Origin of the sequence: Spirosoma foliorum, from assembly GCF_014117325.1 — a bacterium.
In the GTDB taxonomy this organism is placed as follows: domain Bacteria; phylum Bacteroidota; class Bacteroidia; order Cytophagales; family Spirosomataceae; genus Spirosoma; species Spirosoma foliorum.
The window spans coordinates 3,941,277-3,966,868 of the sequence record NZ_CP059732.1; the positions used below are offsets into that span (position 1 = coordinate 3,941,277).

A 25,592-nucleotide genomic window follows, 5' to 3' on the forward strand; every position below is an offset into this window, starting at 1 on the left:
TTAGTATTCTTCCTATGCTACTGCTGCGTACAACTCCTCGCGCTGTGCTTTCACACGATCGTCAGAGATGAATTCATCGTAGGTCATCAATTTGTCAAGGATACCAGCCGGGGTGATTTCGATGATACGCGTCGCAATCGTCTGTACAAACTGGTGATCGTGCGAGGTAAACAGAATCGGGCCTTTAAAGTCAATCAGGCCATTGTTCAACGATTCGATCGATTCGAGGTCAAGGTGGTTGGTAGGCTCGTCGAGCATCAGGACGTTGGCGCCCGACAGCATCATTTTCGATAGCATACACCGCACTTTTTCGCCCCCACTTAATACAGTAGCTTTCTTCAGTGATTCTTCGCCCGAGAACAACATACGACCCAGGAAACCTCGAATAAAGCTTTCATCTTTTTCAACCGAATACTGCCGTAGCCAGTCAACTAAGTTAAGATCGGTCTGGAAGAATTTTTCCTTCTCAGCATCTGTCGGGAAATACGACATGGTAATGGTAATTCCCCAACGGAATGTACCCGAATCGGCTTTGCGTTCGCCAGCCAGAATATCCAACAAAGCTGAAACGGCAAGCCCATCGCGGCTATAGAGGAAAATCTTATCGCCCCGGTTCATGGTAAACGATAGATTTTCAAACAGCTTCGTGCCGTCTTCAGAAGTATAGGTCAGATTGTCGACCGTCAGAATCTGATCGCCGGGTTCACGTTCGGGTTTGAAGTTTACGTACGGATATTTCCGGGATGACGGCTGAATATCCTCCAGCGTGAGTTTTTCAAGCAATTTAGCCCGGCTGGTAGCCTGTTTCGATTTCGACGCGTTGGCCGAGAATCGCCGGATAAACTCTTCCAGTTCTTTCCGCTTATCCTCCGTTTTCTTGTTCTGATCCTGCCGTTGTTTCAACGCCAGTTGACTCGATTCATACCAGAATGAGTAGTTACCCGCAAAGAGCTTCACTTTGCTGAAGTCAACGTCTACAATTTGCGTACAAACCTGATCCAGGAAGTGCCGGTCGTGGGAAACCACGATAACGGTGTTATTGAAATTAGCCAGGAAGTTTTCGAGCCAGATCACCGATTCAACATCGAGGTTGTTGGTCGGCTCGTCAAGCAGTAGCACGTCGGGGTTACCAAAGAGCGCCTGCGCTAATAGTACCCGCACTTTTTCAGAACCGTTGATATCGCTCATCAACGAGTAGTGTAGGTCTTCCTTAATGCCCAGTCCCGATAATAAAGTGGCCGCGTCTGATTCAGCATCCCAACCATTCATCTCGGCAAATTCCGATTCGAGTTCAGCCGCTTTTTCGCCGTCGGCGTCGGTAAACTCTTCTTTGGCATACAGGATATCTTTCTCCTGCATAATGTCATACAGGCGTTTGTTGCCCATAATGACGGTTTGTAGAACAGGAAATTCATCGTAGGCAGACTGGTTCTGGTTCAGCACCGACATACGTTCGCCAGGACTCATGGTTACTGAGCCAGTTTGCGGCTCAATTTCACCCGACAGAATTTTCAATAGTGTTGATTTACCAGCTCCATTAGCGCCGATAACACCGAAGCAGTTACCGGGTGTAAATTTTATAGTTACGTCGTCGAAAAGAACTCGCTTACCGTAGCGAAGTGAGACGTTTTGTACCGATAGCATGTCGTGGTTTTTCGTTCAGATTGAACTACAAAGGTACGAAATTTTAGCGGGATTTGGGGGATAAGATGGAACACGGATTGAGTGATTACTATGATCTGAAAAGATTTTTATCTGTGTAAATCATACTAATCATCTCAATCCGCCGGGGCCGCCCGTGCGGTTCTACCGTTTATTTATCCCGAACACAGCGAAAGCCAAGGTTATTACTTCCGCTGCTTACTTCGCCTTTGCCCCGGCTACCTGCTTTGTACCGAATGCAGTACTCATCGCTACATAAGAACGAGCCTCCCCGTTGTACACGCTTCACGGCACCGGGTTCATCGGGATCGTAACTGTCGGTTGGGCCTTGTGGATTATTAGTAACCAATTTTGTGTAGTAATCGGGTCGATAAAAATCCTGACACCACTCCCAGACATTACCGTCCATATCGTACAGTCCATATGGATTTGCGGGGAATGACTTCACGGGGGCGACATCCACAAAACCATCTTCGGTTGTGTTATGATCGGGAAAACTGCCCTGGTAAATATTGGCGACCCATTTACCAGCCGGTTTCAATTCATTTCCCCAATAGTAAGTATGATTTCCTTTGCCACCCTGAGCGGCAAACTCCCACTCGGCTTCGGTTGGTAAGCGTTTTCCAGCCCACTTCGCGTAAGCAAGCGCATCGTCATAACTTACATGAACTACAGGCTCGTTTTCATGCCCTTTGATCGAGCTATTAGCTCCTTTTGGATGTTGCCAGCTAGCGCCTTTTACGTATTCCCACCACTGCAACGGATTCGTAAGTGACACTTTTTGAGCTGTTGGCTTAAATACTGCCGAACCAGGTACTAATTGCTCAACGGGCACATTAGGATAATCTGCCGGATTCAAGGGTCGTTCGGCGATGGTTTGGTAACCCGTTGCCGCTACAAACCTGGCAAATTCAGCGTTGGTAACTTCGTGTTCATCCATCCAGAAACCTTTCACCGTTACGGAATGAACGGGCCGCGCATCTACAAACTCATCAGCACCCATTAGAAACGTACCCCCCGGAATCAGAACCATCCCTTCCGTAGTTCCAGTGCCCGATTCAGGTCCGGAAGCAGCGTTCCGAATAGCAGCCGATCGCGATGGCATTCCCTTTGCAATACAGGCAGCGGCAGAATCGGCGGATGCCTTTGCCTGTTCTTCGGCTGATTTGGAGGACGTTTGGCAGCTTGTTAAGCTAAAACCGAATAGACAAGCTGAGAGGAGAAGGCTACCCCACGGCAGCAGCCGACCGCCCAACCCCTCCCGAACGTCGGCCCGGCCTGAAAACGATGGAGGGATTAAAGAATGGGTACCCATTTTCTCATTTCCTAAATCTGAAATAAGCGTCCTTATTCCCCCCTCTCCTGTTTTCAGGAGAGGGGCCGGGGGTGAGGTTATTTTTTCACTAGTTACTTTCCAAAATCTTAAGCGCTTCTTCATCCTTATACTTCAGAATCTCCTTCTTTAGTTTTCCTTTTAAATCAGCCGTAATCGCTTCGTAACCTTTTGAACCGTATAAATTATGCAGATTGTGCGGATCTTTTTTAATGTCGTACAATTCCCAGAAATCTTTCGGTCCGTAAAACCGAGCCAATGTGTACTGTTCGGTTCGAATGCCGAAATGCGGGGATACGTGGTGCGGCTGCGGGAACTCGTAATAATGATAATACGCTTCTTTTCGCCAATTCGTCTTTTCTCCTTTCAATAACGGCAGAAACGATTCGCCCTGAATATACTTTGGAATAGCTGTACCCGTCAGGCTGAGTAACGTGGGTGCCCAGTCGATATTAGAAACCAGTTGGTTGATGTGCGTGTGTGGTTTGACCACGCCTGGATACCGGATCACGAAAGGCGTTCTCAGGGATTCTTCGTAAATCCAGCGTTTGTCGAACCAACCGTGCTCACCCATGTAAAAGCCCTGATCAGATGCGTACACCACCACCGTATTTTTAGCCAGACCTGTTTTATCCAGGTAAGCGAGTAACTCCCCAATATTCCGGTCCAGCGAATTGGCAACTGACAGATAATCTTTTAGATAGCGCTGGTATTTCCATTCGACCAATGCCTTGCCGGTCAGCTTCTTCGCATCAAACTCCTGACTTATTTTATCATAATAGGCCTGAAAAGGCTTACGTTGCTCGGGCGTAAACCGATTATAAGTACCACTCTTTTCGTAGTCGATATGCACTTTCAGATCTTCTTGCAGGCGCATGGTTTTATCAATCGTCATGTCCTGATCCTGAGCGGCTAAACGCCCTTTGTAATCATCGTAGAAGGTCGATGGTAACGGGAATGTTTTGTTGTCATAAGCGCCCAGATCGGGAATATCGGGCAGCCATTCGCGGTGGGTGGCTTTGTGTCCGACAACCAGAAAAAACGGTTTCGACTCATCGCGCTGCTTCAGCCAGTCGAGCGAAAGTTTGGTAATCACGTTGGTCACATAACCCGGATACCGAACCGTCTCGTTTTTCGAATTCACAAAGTCTGAGTTGTAATAATGCCCGTGCCCTGGCAATACATTCAGGTAATCGAATCCATGAGGAAGTGCCCCCAGGTGCATTTTCCCAACCCAGGCCGTCTGGTACCCATTTTTCTGCAATTCTTCCGGAAATACCGACTGCCGAACATCAAATACTTTCTCGTTGAGTTTATAGCCATTCACGTGACTGAATTGTCCCGTCAGCAACGTAGCCCGACTGGGTCCGCAAATCGAATTAGTGACGATGTTGGTATGCAGAATGGCACCTTCATTCGCAATCCGATCAATGTTCGGTGTTTTAGCCAGTTTGCTCCCATAAGCGCTGATGGCCTGATGCGTATGATCATCCGAAAAAATAAAGATAATATTGGGCCGGACGGCATTCGGACGAGTAAGGGGCGGTGGTGTCGAAGGTGTCTCCAGCTTTTTTATCGAATACGCCGAGAGCGTTATGAAGGCTACTGCCAGAAGTAAGCCAGCTAGTAAATAGAAACGATTTGTTCTCATGTGTTTAAACGCAAAAGGATACGCAAAGATTATTATTCTCTCCGCGCATTGGTAAGCACTGGCAACTTTGTTTTTACTTCCGTAAACGTCGATTCTGGTTCAGCCTGGTCGGTAATCGAGCAATTTTGGGGCGAAACGTCCGCTATATAAGTGCTGTTAGTTCCTGCCACGAAATCAGTCCAATGGCCAGAATGGCTAAAGCCAGACCAATTTTATTCGCAGTAGAAAGTTGCTCTTTAAAAAACAGGGCAGCCATCATCGCAGCCACCAGAATAACGCCAATATTATAAAGCGGATACACAAAAGCGCCGTTGCTGCCAAAAGCCGACAACGCCAACAACAGGGTATAGAAGCTCAGAAAATTGGGGACGCCGAGTGTTACAGCGCCAATCAGACTCTTGACTTGAATTTTTTCTTTCCCCTGAATGATCCGCACAACTAGCATCAGCAATCCAGCTACAATAGCTCCCAGTACCATCGTCAGTGTTACCTGAATGGTTTTATCAGCCGAAGGAATATAGCGGATGTTCATGTAATTGATCATCGTGTTGGTTGCTCCATAAAACAAAAATACAGCAACTGGCAACAATACATTTGCCCCCAATCGGCGCGATGTGGGTTTAGCTGACGAATCTGCTTCAACAGTTGGCGGTTCCTTTTTATAGGTACTCAGCCCTACCGCAACAACGGCCAGAATCAGCCCCAGATAATTTAAGAGATCAAAGGTTTTACCGCCCGTCTGGAAAACGAAAAGACTAAAACAGACCGGAATAACTAACGACAGGTTATTGGCTAACGATGTAGCCGTGATACCCATCCGCTGCGTAGATGCTCCCGAGAGCAGAAAGGTCAAAATAAAACCCACGCCTAGTCCGAACGCCAGCCAGGTCCAGGTTTGTGAAAAATCAATGGCGAACGATTGGCCCGCGGGTAGCAACAACAGGCCCGTCATAAAGCAAACGGGATAGTTGAATACAATTGCCTGAAACGTATTGACTTCGTAACGAGGAAATATCCGAAAATTCAATAGCAACAGTACCGAAAGCAGTATACTAAGACCTAAAAAGAGCATGAGTACAGACGTGGGCTGGTAATTTTGGGGCGAAGTTAACTGCTCGATTCGGTTTGTCGGTGTATCTTTCCGCTACTCAACTGGCCGCTTTGTTATGAACATGCGTTTACGTTTTCTGGTTGCTCTCCTGCTTTTTTCGGCTGCGCTAGCCCGGAGTCAGCCGACATTATCGATTGCACCTACACTGTCGCCAGCGTTTTCCCACACAGTTTATAACTACCGCTATTTCTATCCTGAAAGTGATGGGCAAATTGTAGAGCCGGTCTATATAAGTGGCAGCCGATGGTCGACCGGTTTCTCTGCGGGCCTATCAATTTTGTATAACTACACTCCCGGCTGGTCGGTATCATCAGGTATTTGGTTTCAACAGCAGAGCCTTCGTCAGGCGCGTCAAGCCCTAGCAGGGCCCGGAACCGTGACAGTACATAACCGAGTGATTCGCTTTCCACTTTTACTGAACTACTATTCGTCGACTCAGCGCTTATCTCCGTATTTTTCGCTTGGTGTCTTTGTTGATTTACCAATTACCTCCCAAGTGGTTGTCCGACGAGGAGATGAGCCAACGCAATATCTACGGCTTTTATCGTCGCCCCGCCCTATTTTCAATGGAATGCTCGGTGCCGGTGCCCGCTATAAAGTAAATAATCGCTACACGCTCATGGCACAACCCACCTGGACGTATAAGTTTGGCCAATTGGGTGGCGCCACTACCAATGATTCGTCTTTCGAGCTTAGTTTAGTAACGCAATTGGCGTATACGTTTTAGACATCTTATCGGCAGTTAACAGTTGATGAGTAAGGATAATTGTTCGGGTGCAGGATACTGTTCTTCATGGCTGTTGCTGGTATTATCAGGCAGCCCATTAACCTAATCGACTGTCTTACTTGAAACTTCTGGACTTTAGTGGCAGACTTTGACCTCGACTACCAACTCATCCAACCCGATCCGGTGCTTTCCGATTTTGTGGAAAGTTTCTGGATGCTTGCCAATCCTACCAATGTCGAAAAGGAAGTAGTTGTTCTACCAGATGGTCGATTCGATATCTTCTTCTCATATTCAATCAATGAACCCTTCCATGTCACAATCGCTGGCTTAGCGAGTGAGCCTTCCCAAAGCGCCATTGCCCCTCAATCCATCATTTTTGCGATCAGTTTTAAATTACTGGCAATCGATTATCTCCTCGATACAACGATTTCGTCGCTGGTAAACAAAGTCGACTATTTACCGAACGACTTTTGGGGAATTACTCAGGACGACTTGGGTGATTTTAGCAGTTTTTGCACTAAAGTCTCCAGCAAGATGATTGGCCAACTAAAAGGCAATGTAGACGAGCGAAAACGAAAATTATTTGACCTGATTTATAGCTCAGAAGGGGCTTTATCTGTCCATGAACTTTCCGAATCCGTTCACTGGAACAGTCGCCAGATCAATCGATACTTTAGTCAGCGGTTTGGCCTTTCGCTGAAAACTTTTTGTACTATTTTACGCTATAAATCGTCGTTTACCCAAATTAAAGAAGGAAAGCTTTTTCCCGAACACTATTTTACCGATCAGGCTCACTTTATTAAAGAAGTTAAGAAGTTCTCGGGGGTTACGCCAAAGGAACTCACCAAAAACAAAAACGACCGATTTATACAATTTTCAACATTGCCCTGAAAGTAGTTTTGTGCCACAATAAACGAATTCAGCCATGTTGATTACGAATAAACAAATAGCCATTGTGGGCGGAGGCCCCGGCGGATTGACACTCGCCCGCCTGTTACAACAGCGGGGAGCCAATGTAAACGTCTACGAACGAGATGTAAATAAAGATGTTCGGGTACAAGGGGCAACCCTTGATCTTCACGATGACTCAGGACTATTGGCCCTTCAGGAAGCTGGTTTGACGGATGCCTTCAATGCCAATTTCCGCCCAGGAGCCGACAAAACTCGCATTGTCGATAAACACGCAACGATCCTCTACGACGACGATACAAAGGAAAACCACGAAACATCCCGGCCCGAAATCGACCGAGGGCCTCTAAGAAAAATTCTGCTGGAATCCTTACAACCAGATACGGTTGTGTGGGATAGCTACCTTCTTTCGCTATTGCCCGTTGGCGATGGCTGGAAACTTGATTTTCAAAACGGTACGTCTGCTCTTGCCGACATTGTTATTGCTGCCGATGGAGCCAATTCAAAAATACGTCCACTTATTACTCCTATCAAGCCTTTTTATTCAGGCATTACCGTTGTTGAAGGCAAAGTCTATGACTCTGCAACCACAGCTCCGGGTATTCATACGCTTTTAAACGGAGGTAAAATATTTGCCATTAGCGACGAAAAAACATTGATTGTCAGCTCTAAGGGAGATGGAAGTCTTGTATTTTACACCGGAAGTAAAACCGATGAGAATTGGGCTCACACGAGTGGCATCGATTTCAATGATAACGCGCAGGTATTGGCCTGGTTTCAACGGGAGTTTGCAGGCTGGGATAGTAGTTGGCTCGAACTATTCGAAAAAGCAGACGCTCCGTTCATACCCCGCCCACAGTATTGCATGCCCTTAGATCAGCATTGGAATACGCTACCAAACCTTACCATGTTGGGCGATGCCGCCCACCTGATGCCCCCTTACGCAGGCGAAGGCGTCAATATGGCTATGCTCGACGCGTTAGAACTGAGCAAGTGTCTGACCAGCAGTGAATTCCCGGATGTGCAAACAGCCATTGCCAAGTATGAGAAACAGATGTTGGTTAGATTTGCTGAAATTGGCGGAATCACATTAGAGCAAACGGCCTCCTTACACTCCCAAAATGGCCTTGCCAACATGCTCAGTATGTTCGATAAATAAAGTTCTGATGAGACATCACCCTTGCAACAACGCAGGATTCTCAGCCAGTAGCCGCATTCGGTAGGCATTCATGGCGGTTCGACCCAACTGGTTAACGAGTCGATAGTTGACCACTACCCCAACCGCAGCCCCGATACCGGGAATCAATTGCGCCATTTTTGCCAGATCAATATAATCACGATACTCCTGCTGAAATGTTAGCCAGTCGAACTGATTGATATCTTCCGGTAGTTGTCGACTATGTTCGGGCCAGTTAGCTACATACTCATAAATCACTTGCCGACGTTCCTGGCTCGAAAAAGCCAACTGAAAAACATAAAGGATGAAAACGCGCTCGCGGTAATCACTCACCGAGAAACCATACAAACTGGCAATCTCAAACAGCATTTTCATTTTCAGACCGAGCAATATCGGAAAATCGGCCATGCTTAGCCAAAAGCCCCCAGCGCCCGTAACACCCCCTTCGGCAGCGCTGGTTTTCCGATAAAAATCAATTCGTTTGGCTACAGCTGAATCGCGCTGAGCCAGTGTTTCGCCAAGCACAGGAGTACGCGTAAGAAACTTCGCCCCGAACAAAACAGCGCGCGTCATTTGCTTGATCGTGGCTGTAATAATAGCATGTACGCGACTGGGAATGATACGATTAATCCGATGTTGAAGCGATGTAGAAAGCTTACCAAAAGTCGATGGTTGCTTTTGCATAGCCTGCTGCCAGCGCGTCAATTCATTTCGAACAGCTTGTTCGTAAGCGGTCATACGATAATTTTTTTAGAGAAAAAGTAGTATCTTCATCGAATTAAAACACCTATGAGTCTGTTGTCAATATACATCCTCATAAACCCATAAAACACGCCTATTTGTCGGTATGAAGAATGTTCTTTTGCTTCTGGTTGGTTTAGTAGTTATTTATTTTGCTACCACCGGACTCAATTCTACCCGTAACGTTGTAACTGCTGCCCCTGTCTCGGCCCCTAAAACGATTAAAGCTGTTGGACGCCTTGGCATCTACGATGAGCTTAATCTAAGTCAAACTGGTTTACAACGAGCTGTTTTCGAATATGCCCTGCGCGGTTGGCAGAAAATGGATACGGCCAAATCGATGCTAACGATTGTTGATTTAAGCCAGCCATCAAACCATAAACGGCTATACGTTGTCGATTTGTTCAACAAAAAGCTGGTTTTTAACACCTATGTAGCTCACGGTCGCAACTCCGGCGATCTGGTTCCCAATCAGTTTTCGAATACGCAATCATCGTTCCAGAGCAGTTTAGGCTTTTACCAGACGCTCAATACCTACATGGGTAAACATGGCCTTTCTCTGCAATTAAAAGGGCTGGAAAAAGGCTTCAACGACAATGTCTTCAACCGAAATATTGTGCTACACGGTGCCGATTACGTCTGTGAAGATATTATTCGTAAAACAGGTCGGTTAGGTCGTAGTCAGGGATGCCCAGCTGTGCCGTACGCCGATTCTAAAGGCATTATTCAGGCGGTTAAAGGCGGTTCGTGCTTATTTGTGTATGCTCCTAACCCCGATTATCTGAAACAGTCGGCTTATTTGTCAAGTGCGTACACGTCCTTGTAAAACCGTAGTTTTCCCGTCGCGTCGACATCGGCAATGTTATAGGCAATAAAAACCGGGAACGGCTTTGGAATGCTCAATGTGCGCGGTTTCTGGTCGACCAGGCATTTAGTCATAAACGCAGCATCAAATGTCTGACTACCTAAAATCAGATTCGCTAGTTCAACTGGTTTCTGCACCCGAACGCAGCCATGACTTCGCCAGCGATCGGCGGTTTGCGTAAATAAGTCCCGGCTATTGGTATCGTGCAGGTAAATGGCCAGTGGATTAGCCAAATCAAATTTTAATAGCCCCAGCGAATTCTCACAACCTGATGCCTGCCGAACACGATAGGGAAAATTAGTTGTCGATAAGCTATCCCAATCTATTTCTTCGGGGTCGATTTCCTGATTCTTATCATTCAGAATTTGAAGATTTTGATTGTAGATGAACGCAATGTTCCGTTTCATGCGAGGTAGCATTTCATCCAGTGCGATGTTCTGTGGTACATTCCAGTACGGATAGGCCACAATATCCTGCACATAGGTGGTCATACAGGGTGTGCGCTTATCGGGCTTTCCGGCAATAACCTGCATGGGTAATAGCCGTTCGCCTGCTCGACCAAATACGTTCAATTCGCCCGCCGGAATATTGACGAGTACAAACCGGTCGGCATCGAAGCGATTGACATACCGATAGAAGTTAAGCGTCTGTCGAATTAATCGCAGTGAGTCGGCTAATGCAGGATTCGATCTGGCTAATTTTCGCAGACGGCTATAGTGCCCCACCAACTGATTGTAAGGCCCAAACGGTGCAAGCTTTACCAAAGCCGTGGGCTTACTGGCCTCGTATACATTTTGAGTCCAACTAGAGTCAACAGCTTCCTTTAGTCCACTAAACTCTAGTCGGGAAGGCTTTTTCCCATAACGAATTTCGAGAAGGAGGTCAGCCAGCTTTTCTTCGGTTTCAGCCTGATCAAGTCCAGCTTTAGTCCCAAATCGGGTCGTATCAATGCCAACCGAATCGGCATAACGGCAGACAGAGTGTAGCGTTACGAGTGCTTGTTTTGCTTTCTTTTCCGCTTGTTGACGAGTCTGTTCAACTTTAGCCTGTTCTTTCTTTGTTGCTTTCTGTTTAATAAACCACTTACCCACAAAGAACAGGAGTACCAGACTGGCTACTACCGCAACACCAATTCCAATTCTTCGTTTATCCAGGTTATCCATGCGTATTGTTGTGTTTCACTAGTACAACAACTAGTCAAACCTACCTTTGTTTTTTCCTGAATTGCCCAACAACGAAACGGGCAACCCTGATCAAGTTGCCCGTTTCGTTGATTAGCTATACGCCGGCTTGTCAATATTCGGCTTAGGGTTGGGGTTTCGATTTGGATGCGTCATCCGCACGTTGGCAGCTATGTTGTCGCCATCCATATAGTCTTCTTCCAACGCATCGGGCTCTAACTCCTCTGCGTCAATCTGACTACCTGGGCCACTATTGCCTTCAATCGATTGGTTTGCCAAACCGGCGGGCGAAATGGCTTGCTTGGCCCGGATGATATCTTCTTTTTCCTGATTTTCCATAACAATCTTACCTGTAAAGTTTCTATCTAATCATTAGTCTATCAAACTAGTAAGCTAGAGTATTGTTTATTAAACTCTGGCGCGAGTATGTACTCGTGCCTGTTAATAAGTCAGTATCCACTGACGCAAGCGAATGCTTGCTCTATCAAAAAGGCAGGAGTACATACTCGCGCCAGAGTTTAACATCATTTCGTGCCTGGCATTAATACGGAATCAATTGAATACACTAAGCCATTAGTCGCTTCAGCATCCCCTTGATCGATGGTGGCTGTGTTGCCTGCTCCGTCGGTGATGCTTAGCGTTTCACCTTGCTTGCCGACAGTCAGAGTGCCTCCCGTTACCGTTTTAAGCTTCTGTCCATCCTGCAACTGATCGGCCGTGTATTTACCTTTCACGACGTGATAAGCTAACAACTTCTGTAGCTTAGCTTTAGCAGCAGGTTTCATTAACTCATCCAGTGTTCCGGCGGGGAGTTTATCGAAGGCTTCATTCGTAGGTGCAAACACGGTATATGGGCCTTTACTGCTCGCCTGCTCCGTCAGGCCTGATACACGCATAGCCCTAAACAACGTCGTGTGCCTGGCCGATCTGGCAGCACTGATCGCCAAGTCTTTATTCGTCACCGAATGACTTGGTTTCAATACCGAATTAGCTTCGGATGTCGTACTTGTGGCCAATTGGCCCGCCGAATTCTGCGTTTGTGCATTAGCTGCTACAAAAAGTCCAGAGAGCAGTACACACGCCACTACCCCACTCAAACCGAGTTTCTTTTTCATGCTAATTGAGTCTAGTTGGAAATGAAACATACAGCTTACCACAAGATAAGCCCGAAGCAATCGCCCCGATTTATTGAGTAAACGGTAGGTTAACAGCAGAAAATTGCCCAGAAAGTCAGAAAATGAGCGAAAGGGACAACGTTATTTATTTAGAGAAAACGCCCTTTGCAATAAGATATGGAATCAACAGCCAAAGGAGGCCTTTGATAAGGAAGAAGAAAAAGCCCAGCCAGCCAACGCGCTTGAGCCAAAATTTGAAGCGCTCATTCATAAAGCAAAGATAGCGATTTCTGGCTGTTGCCTTCTACACACATCTGGACTACTGGAAGGAGATTATAAAGATGACCGACGGATTTTCATCGTCAAGGAATGGAGGATATTCTCGCCAAAGAAAAAGCCTTGCGAGAAGTAATCACAGTCTAGCTTAACCTACTGGAAGCGTCATTTTACGAGAGTCCCAGATAGGCTTAAATCAGGCAGAAAGTAAAAAAAGTTTCTATCAACCAAACTTATCAGGCCTAAGCGGGATTATCAATTAAATCTAAACCACAAGCACCTTTATTTCTTCGCTTGTTGTCGGTGAAGAACGAACCTAGTTCACTAGAAAACCATATGAATATTACAAAAAACAAAGTAGCTTCTATTCACTACACCCTTCGTGATAGTAGTGGTAACATTTTAGATTCCAGCCAGGGACAAGATCCATTATATTATCTACATGGGGCCAATAACCTCATTCCGGGTATGGAAGAAGGACTGGAAGGTCGTACGAAAGGCGACCATTTTCAGATAGACGTTTCTCCCGAGAAAGGGTATGGCAAACGTGATTCCCGATTGGTAGAAGCTGTTCCTCTTCGGGCATTTGGCGGCCAGAAGATTGAGGTTGGGATGCAATTTGAGACCAATGAGGGTCAGGTTGTTACCGTAACTGAAGTTGGCCCTGATACGGTAACGGTCGATGCAAATCACCCCCTTGCCGATCAGAGTCTTTATTTCGATGTCGAAGTAATCGACGTTCGGGATGCCACAGAGGATGAACTAACGCATGGCCATGCGCATGGCCCAGATGGTCATCATCATCATTAAAAGAAGGGAGAAAGGAGGAAGGGGGCGAGAGGGAGTAAAGGGAAAATAGACCAATCCTTTCTGCCCTCTCGTCCTCTTCCTCCTTTCTCCCTTATCTTTGTACCATGGCACAGATTGGTACAAATACGCAGCTAGCGAAGGAGTTTCTGGAGGCAGGAAACGTGGTGGGCATCCCTACCGAAACAGTATATGGATTAGCCGGAAATGCATTTAATCTGGATGCTGTCCTGAAAATTTTCCAGGTCAAGAATCGCCCCTCTTTCGATCCGCTCATTATTCATACGGACTCGCTCGAAAAGCTCGACCAATTTGTGACCGACATTCCTGAGCCAGCCCAAAAACTAGCAGAGGTCTACTGGCCCGGTCCGTTAACGCTGCTTCTTCCCAAACGCGACTTAATTCCAGACCTCGTCACAGCAGGCTTACCTTCTGTTGCGGTTCGGATTCCGAATCATCCACTTACGCTCGATTTACTGCGTTCGCTCGATTTTCCCCTGGCCGCACCGAGTGCTAATCCATTTGGCTATATCAGCCCAACTACTGCACAGCACGTCGCCGATCAACTAGGCGATCAAATACCCTATATTCTGGATGGTGGTCCGGCAGGTGTTGGTATTGAATCAACGATTGTAGGTTTTGAGAACAACCAGGCCACCGTATTTCGGCTGGGGGGTATGGCTTTAGAACAAATCGAGCAAGTAGTTGGGCCCGTTTCCGTACAAACCCATTCGACCTCGAACCCGAAAGCGCCGGGCATGTTAAGCAGTCACTATGCCCCCCGCAAACCGCTAATTCTGGTTGCTGCGGGACATACTCCTGAACCGAATGAGCGGGCAGGCGCTTTAGTGTTTCGGGAACCATTCGGCGGCATTTCAACTGACCATCAGCGAATTCTCTCCCCCACAGGCGATCTGAACGAAGCGGCTAAAAATCTCTTCGCGCACCTGCGTGCCTTAGACACGCTCCCCATCGACATTATTTACGCTGAACCCCTACCCAATCAGGGACTAGGTTGGGCTATGAACGATCGACTCCGGCGGGCGAGTGTACACTAGAGGTCACTGGCATTTTTTTATCCCAAAATTGGTTTTAGCTTTAAGCGTTAAAAATACATAAGCCATGACAACAGAAAAACCTAAAAAAGGAGAACGGCATGAGCGGGCTTTAGCTATTGTCAAACAAATGGTAGCCAATAAGAAAGAAGCTGAAAAACAGGCTATTGAAGATTATAAAAACAATCCCGCCAAACAAGCCCTAGTGGCCGAACTGGATCGTAAGAATGCAGAAAGAGGAACGCCCATTGTTCGGTTATGAGGTAACGAATGAAAAAACAGATTCTTTTCTGTTTAGAACAAGCAATAGAATTCTTTACGAGGTCAGTTTTAGGCCGAGCGGCTATATTTTTGCTAACGACCCCGACCTTCAGCCATTTGTTTTTGAGATAACTATTGCCGTTATCGACAATCCTTTGGGGAAACGCCCACCAGGAGATCCATTAGTTCCTCCAACGATTGCTCGGATATTTAGTAATTTTTTTGAGCAACATGAGCGAATTGTTGTCTATATATGCGATATATCCGACCAGCGTGGCCGTATAAGGCAACGCAAGTTTTTAAGCTGGTTCCATTATTATAAAGGCGTTGATTATTTCCAATTCAACGACACCTTAACCGACGAAGCGGGCGAGCATTATTTTATCTCCCTGATTCTCAGACTAGATAACCCTTACCGTCGTCGCTTACTTTTGGCTTTCGATGATTTACTAACTGACTCTAGAAAGTAAGTTAAATCTCCCCACGCTCGATAGCCTTTGCTGAATTATCTGCCAACTCAATAATCATGGGCAGCAAATGCCCAAAGCGAGCGTCTTTAGTATGTCCCTGTTTCCAGCGAGTATAAATCTGCTGGGCAATTACGGCGTTCTTATACAGTCCGAATACGTAATAAAACAGAATTTGGCTCAAGTCTCGCCCGCTTTGTTCGGCATAACGAGCCACCACTTCCTGCCGGGTTAAATTGCCCGGTAGCCAGGTCAGGTTGAAGTTTTTATACGCTGGGCTGTCTTCCGCTTCGGACCAATAGGCAAGGGTAGCCCCCAAATCCATCAACGGGTCGCCGACGGTTGCCATTTCCCAATCCAATACACCTTTAATAAGCGGTAGCGGATCGCCTGTGGCTTCGTTAGCAGCGAATAGGACATTGTCAAATTTGTAGTCGTTGTGCAGAAAAGCAGGCGCGTGATCGATAGGGTAATTCTGTTGAAGCCAATAGCCAACGCTATTCATGGATTCAATTTTATCGGTTTCGGCAGTCCGATAGCGTTGGTTCCAGCCTTCCACTTGCCTTTGTACGTAGCCGTTTGGTTTGCCCAACTGGATGAGTCCCGTTTTCTCAATGTCTAAACGATGAATAGCTACCAAATTATCGACCAATGCCTCCGATAACTCACGCATCCAGGCAGGGTCAAGGTTCAAGGTTGGGGCCATGTGCGCACGCAAAATGATGCCTGAAATACGCGTCATGATATAAAATGGCGCGCCAATTATATCCGCTGACTCGCAGTAAACAATAGGCTCTGGAATTTTATCGTAATGCCCTTTTAACAGCGACAATACCCGAAACTCACGGCCCATGTCGTGCCCTCCTTTAATGTTGGCCCCAAACGGCGGTCGGCGCAGTACATACTCTTGAGTGCTGGTTTTAAGCCAATACGTCAGATTAGAGAAGCCGTTCGCAAATTGCCGTACTTCCTGAATTTCGCCTACCGAAGGAGCAACCTGCCGGAGGTACTCATGCAACAGATTCAGATCAAGTTCTTCGCCAGAGCGAACAGCGCGGGGCGCATCGAGAGAAAGCATTTGATATAGGATGTATGATATAGGGTATATACTATCCAACCCTATTAATCAATCGTTTACAGTATTTTATAGAGATGACTCGGCTGCCATCATTTGCCGAAACTGACGCAGCTCTTTTGCTTTTTGCTTAATGTCCAGTCCATATTTTTTCAGAATATTGGTTGCCAGATTTTGCTTATGTACTTCATCGGCTCCGTCCCAGATACGGGCTCCTCGTTCATGCCGATACATAGCAGAAAGCACGGTATCGTCCGTAACGCCCAGGGCACCATGCACCTGAATGGCCCGGTCGAGTACGCGCAGAAAAGCATTGGCCACGTAGAATTTTATGGCCGAAACAGCATCCCGAACATTGCTTACGCCGACCGTATCGATCATGTGAGCGGTGTTCAGTACATACAATCGGCAGGCATCAATTTCGGCTCGACTTTCGGCAATGAAATCCTGAATAAACTGCTTTTCGCCCAGCATCACGCCCTCTTCAATCTCACGAGTGGCAGCCCGTTTGCACATCAAATCCAGCGCCTTTTCGGCATTACCAACCCAACGCATGCAGTGGTGAACGCGTCCGGGCCCCAACCGTTCCTGCGCCAGTCGAAAACCCATACCTTCGCCTGCAATCACGTTTGCAGCCGGAACCCGACAGTTGGTATACGTCACTTCGGCATGGCTAAACCAGCCTTCACCCGCTTCGCCAAAAACGGGAATATTACGTTCAATGTTGAAGCCAGGCGTATCGGTTGGAACGATAATCATACTGGCTCGCTGGTGCGGGGCGGCATCCGGATTTGTTACAGCCATTACCACCGCAAAAGCAGCACCATCGGCCGAGGATGTGAACCACTTACGCCCATTTATCACGTAGTCGTTTCCATCGCGTACGGCTAAGGTGGCCATTCGGGTAGGGTTTGAGCCCGCAAACTCGGGTTCGGTCATTGAGAAACAGGAACGAATTTCGCCTGCCATCAGTGGTTTCAAATACCGTTCTTTCAGCTCTTCCGAAGCGAATTTGTGAAGTAATTCGGTATTGCCGATGTCAGGTGCCTGACACCCAAACACATAATGTCCGAAAAAGGGCGCATGCGCCAATGCTTCACTAATCTGACCAAATTCGCACAACGTAAGACCATGTCCCCCTTCCTCTTTTGACAGATGCAATCCCCACAAACCGGCAGCTTTGACCAACTTCCGTTTCTGATCAAGAATGGGAATAATAGCGCCAAGATTGTTATGCGAAAATCCGTCTTCGAGCGGAATCAATTCGTATTGAACAAATTCCTGAACTCGCGCCAATAAGGGCCTGACTCGCTCGGTCGTGAAAATCGTTTCCATATTGGAAAAATAGGGGATTTTTATTGATTCGTCATAGTCAACTCCACACTCCTCCCCTGCAACCCGCCTGTATGAACGGCCACAACAGTTGCGTTATCCGGGAAGAATCCTTTTCGGGCCAGATCATAAATACCATAAAGCATTTTTCCGGTATAAATCTGCTCGAGTAAGACACCTGTTTTTCGTTCAAACGTCTGAATGAACTGAATCAACTCAGGCGTGGTTTTAGCGTATCCACCGAAATGATAATCGTTCAGTTGCCGCCAATTTCCCTGCTTGTCGACATCAGGAATTTTTAACGCCATCACGCCTAAGACTTTTGTTTCTTCGGATGCCGACTTGGCCAGCCCTTCTACAGTACCGCCTGTGCCAACCGGGCAGCATACAAAATCGGGCGTATAGCTTAACTGTGTACTAATTTCTGGAATAATTTCAGCCGTGCCCCGAATAGCCAGTTCGTTTGTACCGCCTTCCGGCAAATTATAGCAGGGGCCGAATTCGGCAAATAACGCATTCAGAAAATCAGGCTCCTCTTTTCGTCGATAATCGGCTCGACTAATAAACTGTAACTGCATACCGCTTTGTCGGCAAAAAGCGAGGGTTTGATTGAGCGGCTTATCGGCAAGCTCTTCGCCCCGAACAAGGCCAATCGTTTTAAAACCGAACACATGCCCAGCCGCAGCCGTCGCATATAAATGATTGGAATAGGCTCCGCCAAAGGTTAACAAGGTTGAAAAACCCTGATTGCGGGCAGCCAGAAGATTATACTTGAGTTTACGCCACTTATTGCCCGATACCTGCGGATGCAACAAATCGTCACGTTTTAGGAATAAACGGATCGTAACGGGCTCAGGAAAAGGATCTTCAACTAGCTGAAGTGGCGAGTTTCCCACCAAATGAGCTAACTGGCGGGCAAGTTCGTTCATAATCCGTAATTTTGTCTTGTACAAACCTAGGAGGTTTGAAGAAATCTTATAGGTTTTAGTTGAGAAAATGGCAGAACTAGACGACGAATTACCAGAAGACGACGAATTATACGAACACCATCGAATTGTGGTGGATAAAGGCCAGGGACTATTGCGGATTGATCGCTTCCTGATGGATCGGCTGCAAAACGCAACCCGAACCAAAATTCAGGCAGCTATTGATGCCGAATCGGTTCGGGTAAATGATAAACTCACCAAAGCCAGTTACAAAATAAAACCGTTGGATGTCATAACGATTTCGTTAGCTCATCCACCTCGTGATACCGATGTCAAGCCTGAAAATATCCCGATCAATATTGTCTTTGAGGACGACGATCTGCTGGTCATCAATAAGGTTGCGGGCATGGTTGTTCACCCCGCTCATGGAAACTGGGATGGTACGCTGGTCAATGCATTGGTCTATCACTTCCAGAATCTACCCACATCGCGTAACGGAGAAATCCGTCCGGGTTTAGTACACCGAATCGACAAAGACACGTCGGGGTTAATGGTGATTGCCAAAACCGAGTATGCCATGACGCATCTGGCCCGGCAATTCTTCGAGCATACGATTGAGCGTACCTACAACGCCCTTACCTGGGGCGTTCCCAATCCACTTGATGGCACCATTACGGGTTTCATTGGTCGATCAATAAAAGATCGGAAAGTGCAGGTAATTTACGACGATGAGACCAAGGGAAAATGGGCCATTACGCATTATAAAACCCTGGAAGAGTTACGTTATGTTGCGTTGGTACAGTGTAATCTCGAGACGGGCCGCACCCATCAGATTCGGGCGCATCTAAAGCACATTGGGCATCCGTTATTCAACGATGCCATGTATGGTGGAGATCGTATTTTACGAGGCAATCCGGTTGGAAGTTACAAAGCCTTCGTTGAAAATGCCTTCAAGCTATTACCCCGGCAAGCTCTCCACGCTAAATCATTGGGCTTTACCCACCCCCGAACGAAAGAATGGCTCCAGTTCGACTCGGACCTACCCGACGATTTCCAGGCAGCCCTTAATAAATGGAGAAAGTGGAAAATGATGAATGATGAATGATGAATGATGAATTTTACCCGCTTTGCCCTACTTGTACCATGAAAAAGGATAATATTGTTCTTGATAAGAGTTTTCGTTTTGCCATTCGCATTATCCGACTTTATCAGCATCTTAAAGACACTAAAAAAGAATTTGTGCTGAGCAAACAGATGCTACGATCTGGAACATCGGTAGGAGCAAATGTACGTGAAGGCAATAATGCAGAAAGTAAAGCTGATTTCATTCACAAAATGGGTGTTGCTCAGAAAGAAGCCGACGAGACATTATATTGGCTTGAGTTATTGAATGCAACAGACTATCTAACTATAGCCGAATTTGAAAGCATTTATCAGGATGCCAACGAATTACTAAAATTAATCCGTAGCATTATTCTCACCGCAAAGAGTAATCGCTGAGAGCAAAAATATTCATCATTCATCATTCATCATTCATCATTCATCATTCATCATTCATCATTCATCATTCATCATTCATCATTAAAAAATGATTTCAATTCGACCTGGCACCCTTGAGGATATCCCTGAAGCGTTTGCTTTAGTAATGGAATTAGCCGTTTACGAACGAGCTGCCGATCAGGTTAGCAACACCGTTGAACAAATGGCGCTTGACGGCTTTGGCCCCAACCCTCTTTTTGGGATGATTATGGCCGAAGACTCAGACACCAAAAATATTGTCGGTATGGCCCTGTACTTCTTCCGCTATTCGACCTGGAAAGGCAAGCGTCTGTACCTGGAAGATATTATTGTGACGGAAGATTTTCGAGGCTATGGCGTCGGAAAACTCCTACTGGATGCTACCATTGAAACGGCCAAAGAAACCCATTGCACCGGTATGATGTGGCAAGTTTTGGACTGGAATGAGCCTGCTATTGGCTTTTATAAGCAGTTTGGTACCCGCTTCGACGACGGCTGGACGAACTGTCATCTGGATTTTTAAAAAGAAGGAAAGGGAATTAGAAGGAGGAAAGGGACGAAAGGGAAGAGAGGTTTGAAATGATAAAAGAATACTATTTTATCTTCTTGTCCCTTTTTTCCCTCTCCTCCCCTTGGTCCCTTTCCTCCTTCTAATTCCCTTTCCTCCTCCCAATTCCCTATCTTTGCGATTCGAGAATAGTGACTAAGCATGACGGATCGTCAACAGAAGGCTCTGCGTATCGCTGGCTGGATATTTCTGAGTATTTTTTTATTGGCCTGTGTAGGTGCTGGCGTGGCTTATTTCAAGCGCGAAAGCCTGTTAAAAACTGCCCTCGAACGAGGAATCCGTAAAGCAAAACGGGATTATCATCTTGATGTTCGGATTGGCTCAGCCAAATTTACCGGATTAAGCTCGCTGGCATTCACGGATATTTCAGTCGTGCCTGAACAGCGCGACAGTCTGGCTCGTATCCAACGGGTTGAACTGGCAGTCCGGTTCTGGCCGTTACTGACTGGTAAAATCGGCTTGTCGGGCATGACCCTCGAAAATGGTCTTGTTCAGGTTGTAAAGCGTGATTCGCTCACGAATATTGACTTCCTGCTTCACAAAAAACGCGATTCTACAGCAACTGCTGACCGTTCGGCTGAATCATCCCAGCGTACAAATCTGGCTGATGTAACCGAAAACCTGATCGACAATATTCTGTCTAAGATTCCCGATGATCTGAATATCAGCAATCTGGAGTTTCGGGCTATGGATACGGACGATACTCTAAGTCTGCTAACCCAAACAGCGGTTATTAAAGACGAAGACGTAGCCTCAACACTAAAACTAAACGGCAATCAGGCAACCTGGCACGTGACAGGTACCGCTGATCCTGCCAGCCGGGAATATAATCTGGCCCTATATGCCGAAGGGAAGCCAATTGAACTCCCTTATATTCAGAAGAAATTTAACTTAAAGCTCCAGGCTGATACCTTACGGGCCGAACTTCATGAGGTTGATCGTTCGGGTGGTGAGTTTCGGCTTGAAGGAGCGGGTTCTGTTCAGAATTTACGGATTAACCATCCGGCCATTGCCCGCGCTGATGTGCTGGTGCCAAGGGCAGCTATAGATGCACACCTGTTTGTTGGCGAAAATTATGTGGGTGTCGATAGCTCATCAACCTTACACTTAGGAGAAGTCAGCGCCCATCCTTTCCTAAAATATACGCTCAAGCCAACGAAAATTTATGAGGCCCAGTTACATACGGGCCCTATGGACGCTCAGGCGCTGTTCAATTCATTTCCGCAAGGATTGTTTGAATCGCTTGAAGGGATGAAAGTCTCCGGCAAGCTCCGGTATGATGTTGATTTCCAATTAGATTCCTCGCTTCCCGATTCCGTAAAATTTGATTCTGGTTTAACCTCCGAAGGCTTCCAGATTTTGCAAATGGGTCGCACGGATTTCGCGGCCATCAACCAGCCGTTTATTTATACTCCTTACGAGAAAGGCAAACCCGTTCGGGATATTGTTGTTGGCCCCGAAAATCCGGACTACACCCCTATCGACCAGATTTCGCCTGATCTTCGGAACGCGTTGTTAACCTCGGAAGATTATAACTTCTTTACGCATAAGGGATTCAACGAGAAAGCTTTCCGCGTCTCTATTGCGACCAATTTTAAAGAGAAATCATTTAAACGAGGAGCCAGTACGATTTCGATGCAGTTGGTAAAAAACGTCTTCCTAAATCGAAATAAGACGATTTCTCGCAAGGTTGAAGAGATCCTGATTGTCTGGCTGATCGAGAACCAGCATATCATTCCCAAAGAACGGATGTATGAGGTCTATCTCAATATTATTGAGTGGGGAAAAAATATTTACGGCATTGGAGAAGCTGCCCGCTATTACTTTGCCAAAAGTCCCTCTGAACTTGATCTGGGCGAAAGTATTTTTCTAGCCTTTGTAGTACCCCGTCCTAAAGCCGCTTTAAACTGGTTCGTGCCAGATGGCACCCTTCAGGTACGAAACGTACGTGGGTACTTTAGACTTATTGGTCGGATTATGTCCCGACGTGGCCTGACGGCACCGGACTCCGGCGCTTACGGTTTTTATGGCGTTCGCCTTCGCGAAGGACTTCGTCGTCAGGTTGCTCCTGTAGATTCCTTATTCCAAAGCGACAGCCTAATGACAGATCCGGCAGATGTTGATGCCGACGACGACAGCGAAGGAGGTACCGGAATCGGGAACTTCTTCCGCCGATTATTTAAAGGCAAAAAAGCCGATGAGAAACGAACGGATGAGGAGCAATCAACGGTTCAGCCTGAACGCCGATCAACACCTGACGTCATCACGAACGAACCAGCCCCTACCGACACTGTTAAAACCCGCAAGCAACTTCGGCAGGAACGACGGGAGCAAAAGCGACGGGAAAAAGAAGCGAAAAAGGCTCTGGAAGCCAATAACCCCTAACTGTACTTATGAAAGCATTAGTGCGATTGATTCTGCTTGTCGTTATTTTCGGGGGGATTTCTCTTTTCGTTATCTCAAAACTGAACCATACATCGCTTTCAACCAAAACAATTGATTTAGGCGTCGATTGTTCGGAGATAGACAATGTACTGGTAACATCGACGGTTAACGTGGTTGTAAAAAACCACTCATCCCGTTCTCATAAAGATGTATCGGTAAAAATAATTGCCTTCGACGAAGCCGGCAATCAGCTTAAAGAGAAATATACCACGTTTACCCGCACACTGGCCCCTAATAGTAGTTTCGATAAACCCGTTACCTTACCAGCCGAGACCAAGCGGTGCGATTGCAAGATCGTCAGCTCACAACCAGACTAATAGATTTTCAAGGCATCTTATTTTCCCGTAATCGTAACAGCTTTACCCAAGTACTCATCTTTATCCAACTGATCAAGCAGGAAAGCAGCAACATCGGCACGGCTGATTTTAGGCAATGCAAATAGCGAAAAGGGTAAATGTTCACCTAATCGATACTTGCCCGTAAGTGGCCCGTTTGTCAGTCGGGTTGGGCGAGCAATGACCCAATCAAGTTTGCTCTGCCGAATGGCTTGTTCCTGTATTTCCTTTTCGGCAATAACGCCCTTGAGTACTAATTTGATAAAGAATTTACTGGGCAAAGACGCTTCTTCATAGCTTGTTCCAACACCCAGCGACGATACCACCAGCAATCTGCGTACCCCTGCCTGTCGCATGGCTGTGATTAGATTTTTCGTACCATCCGCTACAACAGGGTTGTTCTGGCCAGGGCGACTACCCAATGCACAGAAAACAGCGTCCTGTCGTCGAACAGCATGAAGTAACGTGTCTGGCTTGAGAACATCACCGGTCAGTACTGTTAGATTCGGATGCTTAATCGCTAGTTTCGCCGGATCGCGCACGAAAGCCGTGACATAGTATCCCCGTTGCAGTGCCTGTTCAACGGCTTGTTTACCAGTTCCCCCGGTAGCTCCTACGACTAACAGTTGCATAAAAAATGGCTGATATTGAGTACGTCTATAACTCAATATCAGCCATTCGGTTTATTAACTTAGGTCTACGGTTATTCTTCCAGCAAATCAGGGCGTCTTGCCTGGGTTCGAGCCAAGGCCTGTTCGTGACGCCACTCGTCAATTTTGGCTTCGTGACCCGATAGTAGAATGTCGGGCACCCGGTGGCCTTCGAATTCGGCCGGACGAGTGTAGACTGGGGGCGCTAAAAGATTATCCTGAAATGAATCGGTTAGTGCCGATGTTTCATCATTCAGAACTCCTGGCAACAAACGGATAATAGCATCTGAAAGCACGCAGGCGGCAAGTTCACCACCCGAAAGCACGTAATCGCCAATGCTGATTTCTTTAGTGATAAACAGCTCCCGAACACGTTCATCTACACCTTTGTAGTGCCCGCAGAGAATAATCAGATTTTGCCGCAACGAGAGTGTATTGGTCGTTTTCTGATTCAATCGCTCACCATCTGGCGTCATATAAATAATCTCGTCGTAAGCCCGATCTGCCTGTAGCGCACGAATACATCGGGCAATCGGTTCGATTTGCATCACCATGCCCGCTGCGCCACCAAAGGCATAATCATCTACTCGCCGATGTTTATCCAGCGTATAATCGCGCAGGTCGTGGACAACGACTTCCACATAACCGCCCTGTTGTGCCCGCTGTAGAATAGAATGGGCGAAAAAGCTCTCCAGAAGCTTCGGCAGACAGGTAATAATATCAATCCTCATCGGTATCGTCGTCCGCTTCGTCGCCGTTTATTTCTGAACTTTCATCCTTACTATTATCTTCCATGTAAATAGCGAGAAGACCGTCGGGTAAAGCGACATTAAGCTTTTGATTGGCACGATCGATTGTCCTAACAATATCACTATTGATTGGAATCAGGACCTCTTTACCTTCGTAATCCATAGCAATCAGGTCTTGCGCATTCATAGCGTACACGCCCTGCACAATGCCTAATGCACCAGCTTCGGCATCGACAATCTGATAACCAACAATTTCGTGAAAATAAAAACGGGTTTCGTCGGTGATCGGTTCTAATTCATCCAATGGCAAATAGGCACCACAGTTAATTAAACGCTCCGCCTGTTCGATGGTGTCCACATCGTCGAAAGCAATAATGGCCCGACTACCTTTCACGATGGCGATTGATTCGATAAAATATGGAATCAATTCACCTTTCACTTCCAGCAATACCGACTCCAGATCTGCGTATTCGGCAGGGTTATCGACATCCAGAAAAAGCACTAGTTCACCACTAACGCCATGCGTCTTGGTGATATGACCTACTTGATAACAATCGTCTTTTGTCATAGGGAATGCGGCTGGGAAGCCACTTTTAAACCCAAAAGCACGGCTTTCCAGCCGCATTACTTATAAAAAGAGCCTGTCCAGAAACGAA

Annotated in this window: 28 protein-coding genes; 14 read left to right on the forward strand and 14 right to left on the reverse strand. The window is 46.7% G+C overall.

The window, feature by feature from the left end:
* Positions 1-12: 12 nt before the first annotated feature.
* The 4 genes from H3H32_RS16845 to H3H32_RS16860 all read right to left on the reverse strand — a co-directional run bounded on the left by H3H32_RS16845 (position 13) and on the right by H3H32_RS16860 (position 5,718).
* Positions 13-1,644 (reverse strand): ABC-F family ATP-binding cassette domain-containing protein, encoded by a 1,632-nt coding sequence (locus H3H32_RS16845; RefSeq protein ID WP_182463804.1) that lies wholly within the window; start codon positions 1,642-1,644, stop codon positions 13-15.
* 169 nt (positions 1,645-1,813) lie between these two features.
* Positions 1,814-2,977 carry a formylglycine-generating enzyme family protein gene (locus H3H32_RS16850; RefSeq protein ID WP_182463805.1) on the reverse strand — a complete coding sequence of 388 codons (1,164 nt, stop codon included), beginning with the start codon at positions 2,975-2,977 and terminating at the stop codon, positions 1,814-1,816.
* Between the two features lie 88 nt (positions 2,978-3,065).
* The gene (locus H3H32_RS16855) at positions 3,066-4,646 is read right to left on the reverse strand and encodes a sulfatase family protein (RefSeq protein ID WP_182463806.1); all 1,581 of its coding nucleotides are present in this window, start codon (positions 4,644-4,646) and stop codon (positions 3,066-3,068) included.
* A gap of 142 nt (positions 4,647-4,788) precedes the next feature.
* Complete coding sequence (locus H3H32_RS16860; protein WP_182463807.1) at positions 4,789-5,718, reverse strand: EamA/RhaT family transporter; 930 nt, start codon at positions 5,716-5,718, stop codon at positions 4,789-4,791.
* A gap of 94 nt (positions 5,719-5,812) precedes the next feature.
* Here H3H32_RS16860 and H3H32_RS16865 point away from each other — a divergent pair, with 94 nt between their 5' ends.
* The 3 genes from H3H32_RS16865 to H3H32_RS16875 all read left to right on the forward strand — a co-directional run bounded on the left by H3H32_RS16865 (position 5,813) and on the right by H3H32_RS16875 (position 8,552).
* Positions 5,813-6,484 (forward strand): outer membrane beta-barrel protein, encoded by a 672-nt coding sequence (locus H3H32_RS16865; RefSeq protein WP_182463808.1) that lies wholly within the window; start codon positions 5,813-5,815, stop codon positions 6,482-6,484.
* A gap of 138 nt (positions 6,485-6,622) precedes the next feature.
* Positions 6,623-7,375 (forward strand): helix-turn-helix domain-containing protein, encoded by a 753-nt coding sequence (locus H3H32_RS16870; protein ID WP_182463809.1) that lies wholly within the window; start codon positions 6,623-6,625, stop codon positions 7,373-7,375.
* Between the two features lie 34 nt (positions 7,376-7,409).
* On the forward strand, positions 7,410-8,552 hold the full coding sequence (locus H3H32_RS16875; RefSeq protein WP_182463810.1) for an FAD-dependent oxidoreductase: 1,143 nt from the start codon (positions 7,410-7,412) through the stop codon (positions 8,550-8,552).
* Between the two features lie 15 nt (positions 8,553-8,567).
* Here the strand turns inward: H3H32_RS16875 and H3H32_RS16880 are convergent, their stop codons facing one another.
* Positions 8,568-9,308: an EcsC family protein gene (locus H3H32_RS16880; protein ID WP_182463811.1), complete on the reverse strand. Its 741-nt coding sequence runs from the start codon at positions 9,306-9,308 to the stop codon at positions 8,568-8,570.
* A gap of 109 nt (positions 9,309-9,417) precedes the next feature.
* On the opposite strand from H3H32_RS16880, the gene H3H32_RS16885 reads away from it, so the two are divergent.
* Positions 9,418-10,137: a murein L,D-transpeptidase catalytic domain family protein gene (locus H3H32_RS16885; RefSeq protein WP_182463812.1), complete on the forward strand. Its 720-nt coding sequence runs from the start codon at positions 9,418-9,420 to the stop codon at positions 10,135-10,137.
* On the opposite strand, the gene H3H32_RS16890 is transcribed toward H3H32_RS16885, so the two are convergent.
* The 3 genes from H3H32_RS16890 to H3H32_RS16900 form a co-directional block, all read right to left on the reverse strand.
* Complete coding sequence (locus H3H32_RS16890) at positions 10,107-11,339, reverse strand: L,D-transpeptidase family protein (RefSeq protein ID WP_182463814.1); 1,233 nt, start codon at positions 11,337-11,339, stop codon at positions 10,107-10,109. The genes H3H32_RS16885 and H3H32_RS16890 overlap by 31 nt on opposite strands.
* A 111-nt stretch (positions 11,340-11,450) precedes the next feature.
* Positions 11,451-11,696, reverse strand: a complete 246-nt coding sequence (locus H3H32_RS16895) for a hypothetical protein (protein ID WP_182463815.1) — start codon at positions 11,694-11,696, stop codon at positions 11,451-11,453.
* Positions 11,697-11,881: 185 nt separating this feature from the next.
* Entirely contained in the window at positions 11,882-12,472 is a 591-nt protein-coding gene (locus H3H32_RS16900) for a fasciclin domain-containing protein (RefSeq protein ID WP_182463817.1), read from the reverse strand.
* 103 nt (positions 12,473-12,575) lie between these two features.
* Between H3H32_RS16900 and H3H32_RS16905 the strand changes: the two genes are divergently transcribed.
* From H3H32_RS16905 to H3H32_RS16925, 5 genes are all read left to right on the forward strand, one after another.
* Entirely contained in the window at positions 12,576-12,884 is a 309-nt protein-coding gene (locus H3H32_RS16905) for a hypothetical protein (protein ID WP_182463819.1), read from the forward strand.
* A 200-nt stretch (positions 12,885-13,084) separates the two neighbouring features.
* Positions 13,085-13,558 (forward strand): FKBP-type peptidyl-prolyl cis-trans isomerase, encoded by a 474-nt coding sequence (locus tag H3H32_RS16910; RefSeq protein WP_182463821.1) that lies wholly within the window; start codon positions 13,085-13,087, stop codon positions 13,556-13,558.
* Between the two features lie 104 nt (positions 13,559-13,662).
* Entirely contained in the window at positions 13,663-14,613 is a 951-nt protein-coding gene (locus H3H32_RS16915) for an L-threonylcarbamoyladenylate synthase (RefSeq protein WP_182463822.1), read from the forward strand.
* A gap of 64 nt (positions 14,614-14,677) precedes the next feature.
* On the forward strand, positions 14,678-14,872 hold the full coding sequence (locus tag H3H32_RS16920; protein ID WP_182463824.1) for a hypothetical protein: 195 nt from the start codon (positions 14,678-14,680) through the stop codon (positions 14,870-14,872).
* Entirely contained in the window at positions 14,838-15,341 is a 504-nt protein-coding gene (locus H3H32_RS16925; protein WP_182463826.1) for a DUF6169 family protein, read from the forward strand. Before H3H32_RS16920 ends, H3H32_RS16925 begins: the two co-directional genes overlap by 35 nt.
* A gap of 1 nt (position 15,342) precedes the next feature.
* On the opposite strand, the gene H3H32_RS16930 is transcribed toward H3H32_RS16925, so the two are convergent.
* The 3 genes from H3H32_RS16930 to H3H32_RS16940 all read right to left on the reverse strand — a co-directional run bounded on the left by H3H32_RS16930 (position 15,343) and on the right by H3H32_RS16940 (position 18,674).
* Positions 15,343-16,416 (reverse strand): phosphotransferase family protein, encoded by a 1,074-nt coding sequence (locus H3H32_RS16930; RefSeq protein ID WP_182463827.1) that lies wholly within the window; start codon positions 16,414-16,416, stop codon positions 15,343-15,345.
* 66 nt (positions 16,417-16,482) lie between these two features.
* Positions 16,483-17,748, reverse strand: coding sequence for an acyl-CoA dehydrogenase family protein (locus tag H3H32_RS16935; protein WP_182463828.1), 1,266 nt, complete (start codon positions 17,746-17,748; stop codon positions 16,483-16,485).
* A 20-nt stretch (positions 17,749-17,768) separates the two neighbouring features.
* A complete protein-coding gene (locus H3H32_RS16940; protein ID WP_182463830.1) occupies positions 17,769-18,674 on the reverse strand; it encodes a 1-aminocyclopropane-1-carboxylate deaminase/D-cysteine desulfhydrase in 906 nt (301 codons plus the stop codon).
* A gap of 67 nt (positions 18,675-18,741) precedes the next feature.
* Here H3H32_RS16940 and H3H32_RS16945 point away from each other — a divergent pair, with 67 nt between their 5' ends.
* From H3H32_RS16945 to H3H32_RS16965, 5 genes are all read left to right on the forward strand, one after another.
* Positions 18,742-19,776, forward strand: coding sequence for an RluA family pseudouridine synthase (locus H3H32_RS16945; RefSeq protein WP_182463831.1), 1,035 nt, complete (start codon positions 18,742-18,744; stop codon positions 19,774-19,776).
* Positions 19,777-19,814: 38 nt separating this feature from the next.
* Positions 19,815-20,171 carry a four helix bundle protein gene (locus H3H32_RS16950; protein WP_182463833.1) on the forward strand — a complete coding sequence of 119 codons (357 nt, stop codon included), beginning with the start codon at positions 19,815-19,817 and terminating at the stop codon, positions 20,169-20,171.
* 88 nt (positions 20,172-20,259) lie between these two features.
* Positions 20,260-20,712, forward strand: a complete 453-nt coding sequence (locus H3H32_RS16955) for a GNAT family N-acetyltransferase (protein ID WP_182463834.1) — start codon at positions 20,260-20,262, stop codon at positions 20,710-20,712.
* 186 nt (positions 20,713-20,898) lie between these two features.
* Positions 20,899-23,142 carry a transglycosylase domain-containing protein gene (locus H3H32_RS16960; protein ID WP_182463838.1) on the forward strand — a complete coding sequence of 748 codons (2,244 nt, stop codon included), beginning with the start codon at positions 20,899-20,901 and terminating at the stop codon, positions 23,140-23,142.
* Positions 23,143-23,150: 8 nt separating this feature from the next.
* A complete protein-coding gene (locus H3H32_RS16965) occupies positions 23,151-23,519 on the forward strand; it encodes an FxLYD domain-containing protein (protein ID WP_182463840.1) in 369 nt (122 codons plus the stop codon).
* 17 nt (positions 23,520-23,536) lie between these two features.
* On the opposite strand, the gene H3H32_RS16970 is transcribed toward H3H32_RS16965, so the two are convergent.
* From H3H32_RS16970 to rimM, 3 genes are all read right to left on the reverse strand, one after another.
* A complete protein-coding gene (locus H3H32_RS16970) occupies positions 23,537-24,169 on the reverse strand; it encodes an NAD(P)-dependent oxidoreductase (RefSeq protein ID WP_182463842.1) in 633 nt (210 codons plus the stop codon).
* Between the two features lie 71 nt (positions 24,170-24,240).
* Positions 24,241-24,918, reverse strand: a complete 678-nt coding sequence (trmD, locus tag H3H32_RS16975; protein ID WP_182463843.1) for a tRNA (guanosine(37)-N1)-methyltransferase TrmD — start codon at positions 24,916-24,918, stop codon at positions 24,241-24,243.
* Positions 24,908-25,504, reverse strand: a complete 597-nt coding sequence (gene rimM, locus H3H32_RS16980; protein ID WP_182463845.1) for a ribosome maturation factor RimM — start codon at positions 25,502-25,504, stop codon at positions 24,908-24,910. The genes trmD and rimM overlap by 11 nt, the downstream gene beginning before the upstream one ends.
* Positions 25,505-25,592 lie beyond the last annotated feature (88 nt).

Excerpts from the sequence above, each read along its gene's own strand:
- H3H32_RS16845 (WP_182463804.1), bottom strand. The coding sequence starts at position 1,644 with ATGCTATCGGTACAAAACGTCTCACTTCGCTACGGTAAGCGAGTTCTT.
- H3H32_RS16850 (WP_182463805.1), bottom strand. The coding sequence starts at position 2,977 with ATGGGTACCCATTCTTTAATCCCTCCATCGTTTTCAGGCCGGGCCGAC.
- H3H32_RS16855 (WP_182463806.1), bottom strand. The coding sequence starts at position 4,646 with ATGAGAACAAATCGTTTCTATTTACTAGCTGGCTTACTTCTGGCAGTA.
- H3H32_RS16860 (WP_182463807.1), bottom strand. The coding sequence starts at position 5,718 with ATGCTCTTTTTAGGTCTTAGTATACTGCTTTCGGTACTGTTGCTATTG.
- H3H32_RS16865 (WP_182463808.1), top strand. The coding sequence starts at position 5,813 with ATGAACATGCGTTTACGTTTTCTGGTTGCTCTCCTGCTTTTTTCGGCT.
- H3H32_RS16875 (WP_182463810.1), top strand. The coding sequence starts at position 7,410 with ATGTTGATTACGAATAAACAAATAGCCATTGTGGGCGGAGGCCCCGGC.
- H3H32_RS16880 (WP_182463811.1), bottom strand. The coding sequence starts at position 9,308 with ATGACCGCTTACGAACAAGCTGTTCGAAATGAATTGACGCGCTGGCAG.
- H3H32_RS16885 (WP_182463812.1), top strand. The coding sequence starts at position 9,418 with ATGAAGAATGTTCTTTTGCTTCTGGTTGGTTTAGTAGTTATTTATTTT.
- H3H32_RS16890 (WP_182463814.1), bottom strand. The coding sequence starts at position 11,339 with ATGGATAACCTGGATAAACGAAGAATTGGAATTGGTGTTGCGGTAGTA.
- H3H32_RS16895 (WP_182463815.1), bottom strand. The coding sequence starts at position 11,696 with ATGGAAAATCAGGAAAAAGAAGATATCATCCGGGCCAAGCAAGCCATT.
- H3H32_RS16900 (WP_182463817.1), bottom strand. The coding sequence starts at position 12,472 with ATGAAAAAGAAACTCGGTTTGAGTGGGGTAGTGGCGTGTGTACTGCTC.
- H3H32_RS16910 (WP_182463821.1), top strand. The coding sequence starts at position 13,085 with ATGAATATTACAAAAAACAAAGTAGCTTCTATTCACTACACCCTTCGT.
- H3H32_RS16915 (WP_182463822.1), top strand. The coding sequence starts at position 13,663 with ATGGCACAGATTGGTACAAATACGCAGCTAGCGAAGGAGTTTCTGGAG.
- H3H32_RS16920 (WP_182463824.1), top strand. The coding sequence starts at position 14,678 with ATGACAACAGAAAAACCTAAAAAAGGAGAACGGCATGAGCGGGCTTTA.
- H3H32_RS16925 (WP_182463826.1), top strand. The coding sequence starts at position 14,838 with ATGCAGAAAGAGGAACGCCCATTGTTCGGTTATGAGGTAACGAATGAA.
- H3H32_RS16930 (WP_182463827.1), bottom strand. The coding sequence starts at position 16,416 with ATGCTTTCTCTCGATGCGCCCCGCGCTGTTCGCTCTGGCGAAGAACTT.
- H3H32_RS16935 (WP_182463828.1), bottom strand. The coding sequence starts at position 17,748 with ATGGAAACGATTTTCACGACCGAGCGAGTCAGGCCCTTATTGGCGCGA.
- H3H32_RS16940 (WP_182463830.1), bottom strand. The coding sequence starts at position 18,674 with ATGAACGAACTTGCCCGCCAGTTAGCTCATTTGGTGGGAAACTCGCCA.
- H3H32_RS16945 (WP_182463831.1), top strand. The coding sequence starts at position 18,742 with ATGGCAGAACTAGACGACGAATTACCAGAAGACGACGAATTATACGAA.
- H3H32_RS16950 (WP_182463833.1), top strand. The coding sequence starts at position 19,815 with ATGAAAAAGGATAATATTGTTCTTGATAAGAGTTTTCGTTTTGCCATT.
- H3H32_RS16955 (WP_182463834.1), top strand. The coding sequence starts at position 20,260 with ATGATTTCAATTCGACCTGGCACCCTTGAGGATATCCCTGAAGCGTTT.
- H3H32_RS16960 (WP_182463838.1), top strand. The coding sequence starts at position 20,899 with ATGACGGATCGTCAACAGAAGGCTCTGCGTATCGCTGGCTGGATATTT.
- H3H32_RS16965 (WP_182463840.1), top strand. The coding sequence starts at position 23,151 with ATGAAAGCATTAGTGCGATTGATTCTGCTTGTCGTTATTTTCGGGGGG.
- H3H32_RS16970 (WP_182463842.1), bottom strand. The coding sequence starts at position 24,169 with ATGCAACTGTTAGTCGTAGGAGCTACCGGGGGAACTGGTAAACAAGCC.
- trmD (WP_182463843.1), bottom strand. The coding sequence starts at position 24,918 with ATGAGGATTGATATTATTACCTGTCTGCCGAAGCTTCTGGAGAGCTTT.
- rimM (WP_182463845.1), bottom strand. The coding sequence starts at position 25,504 with ATGACAAAAGACGATTGTTATCAAGTAGGTCATATCACCAAGACGCAT.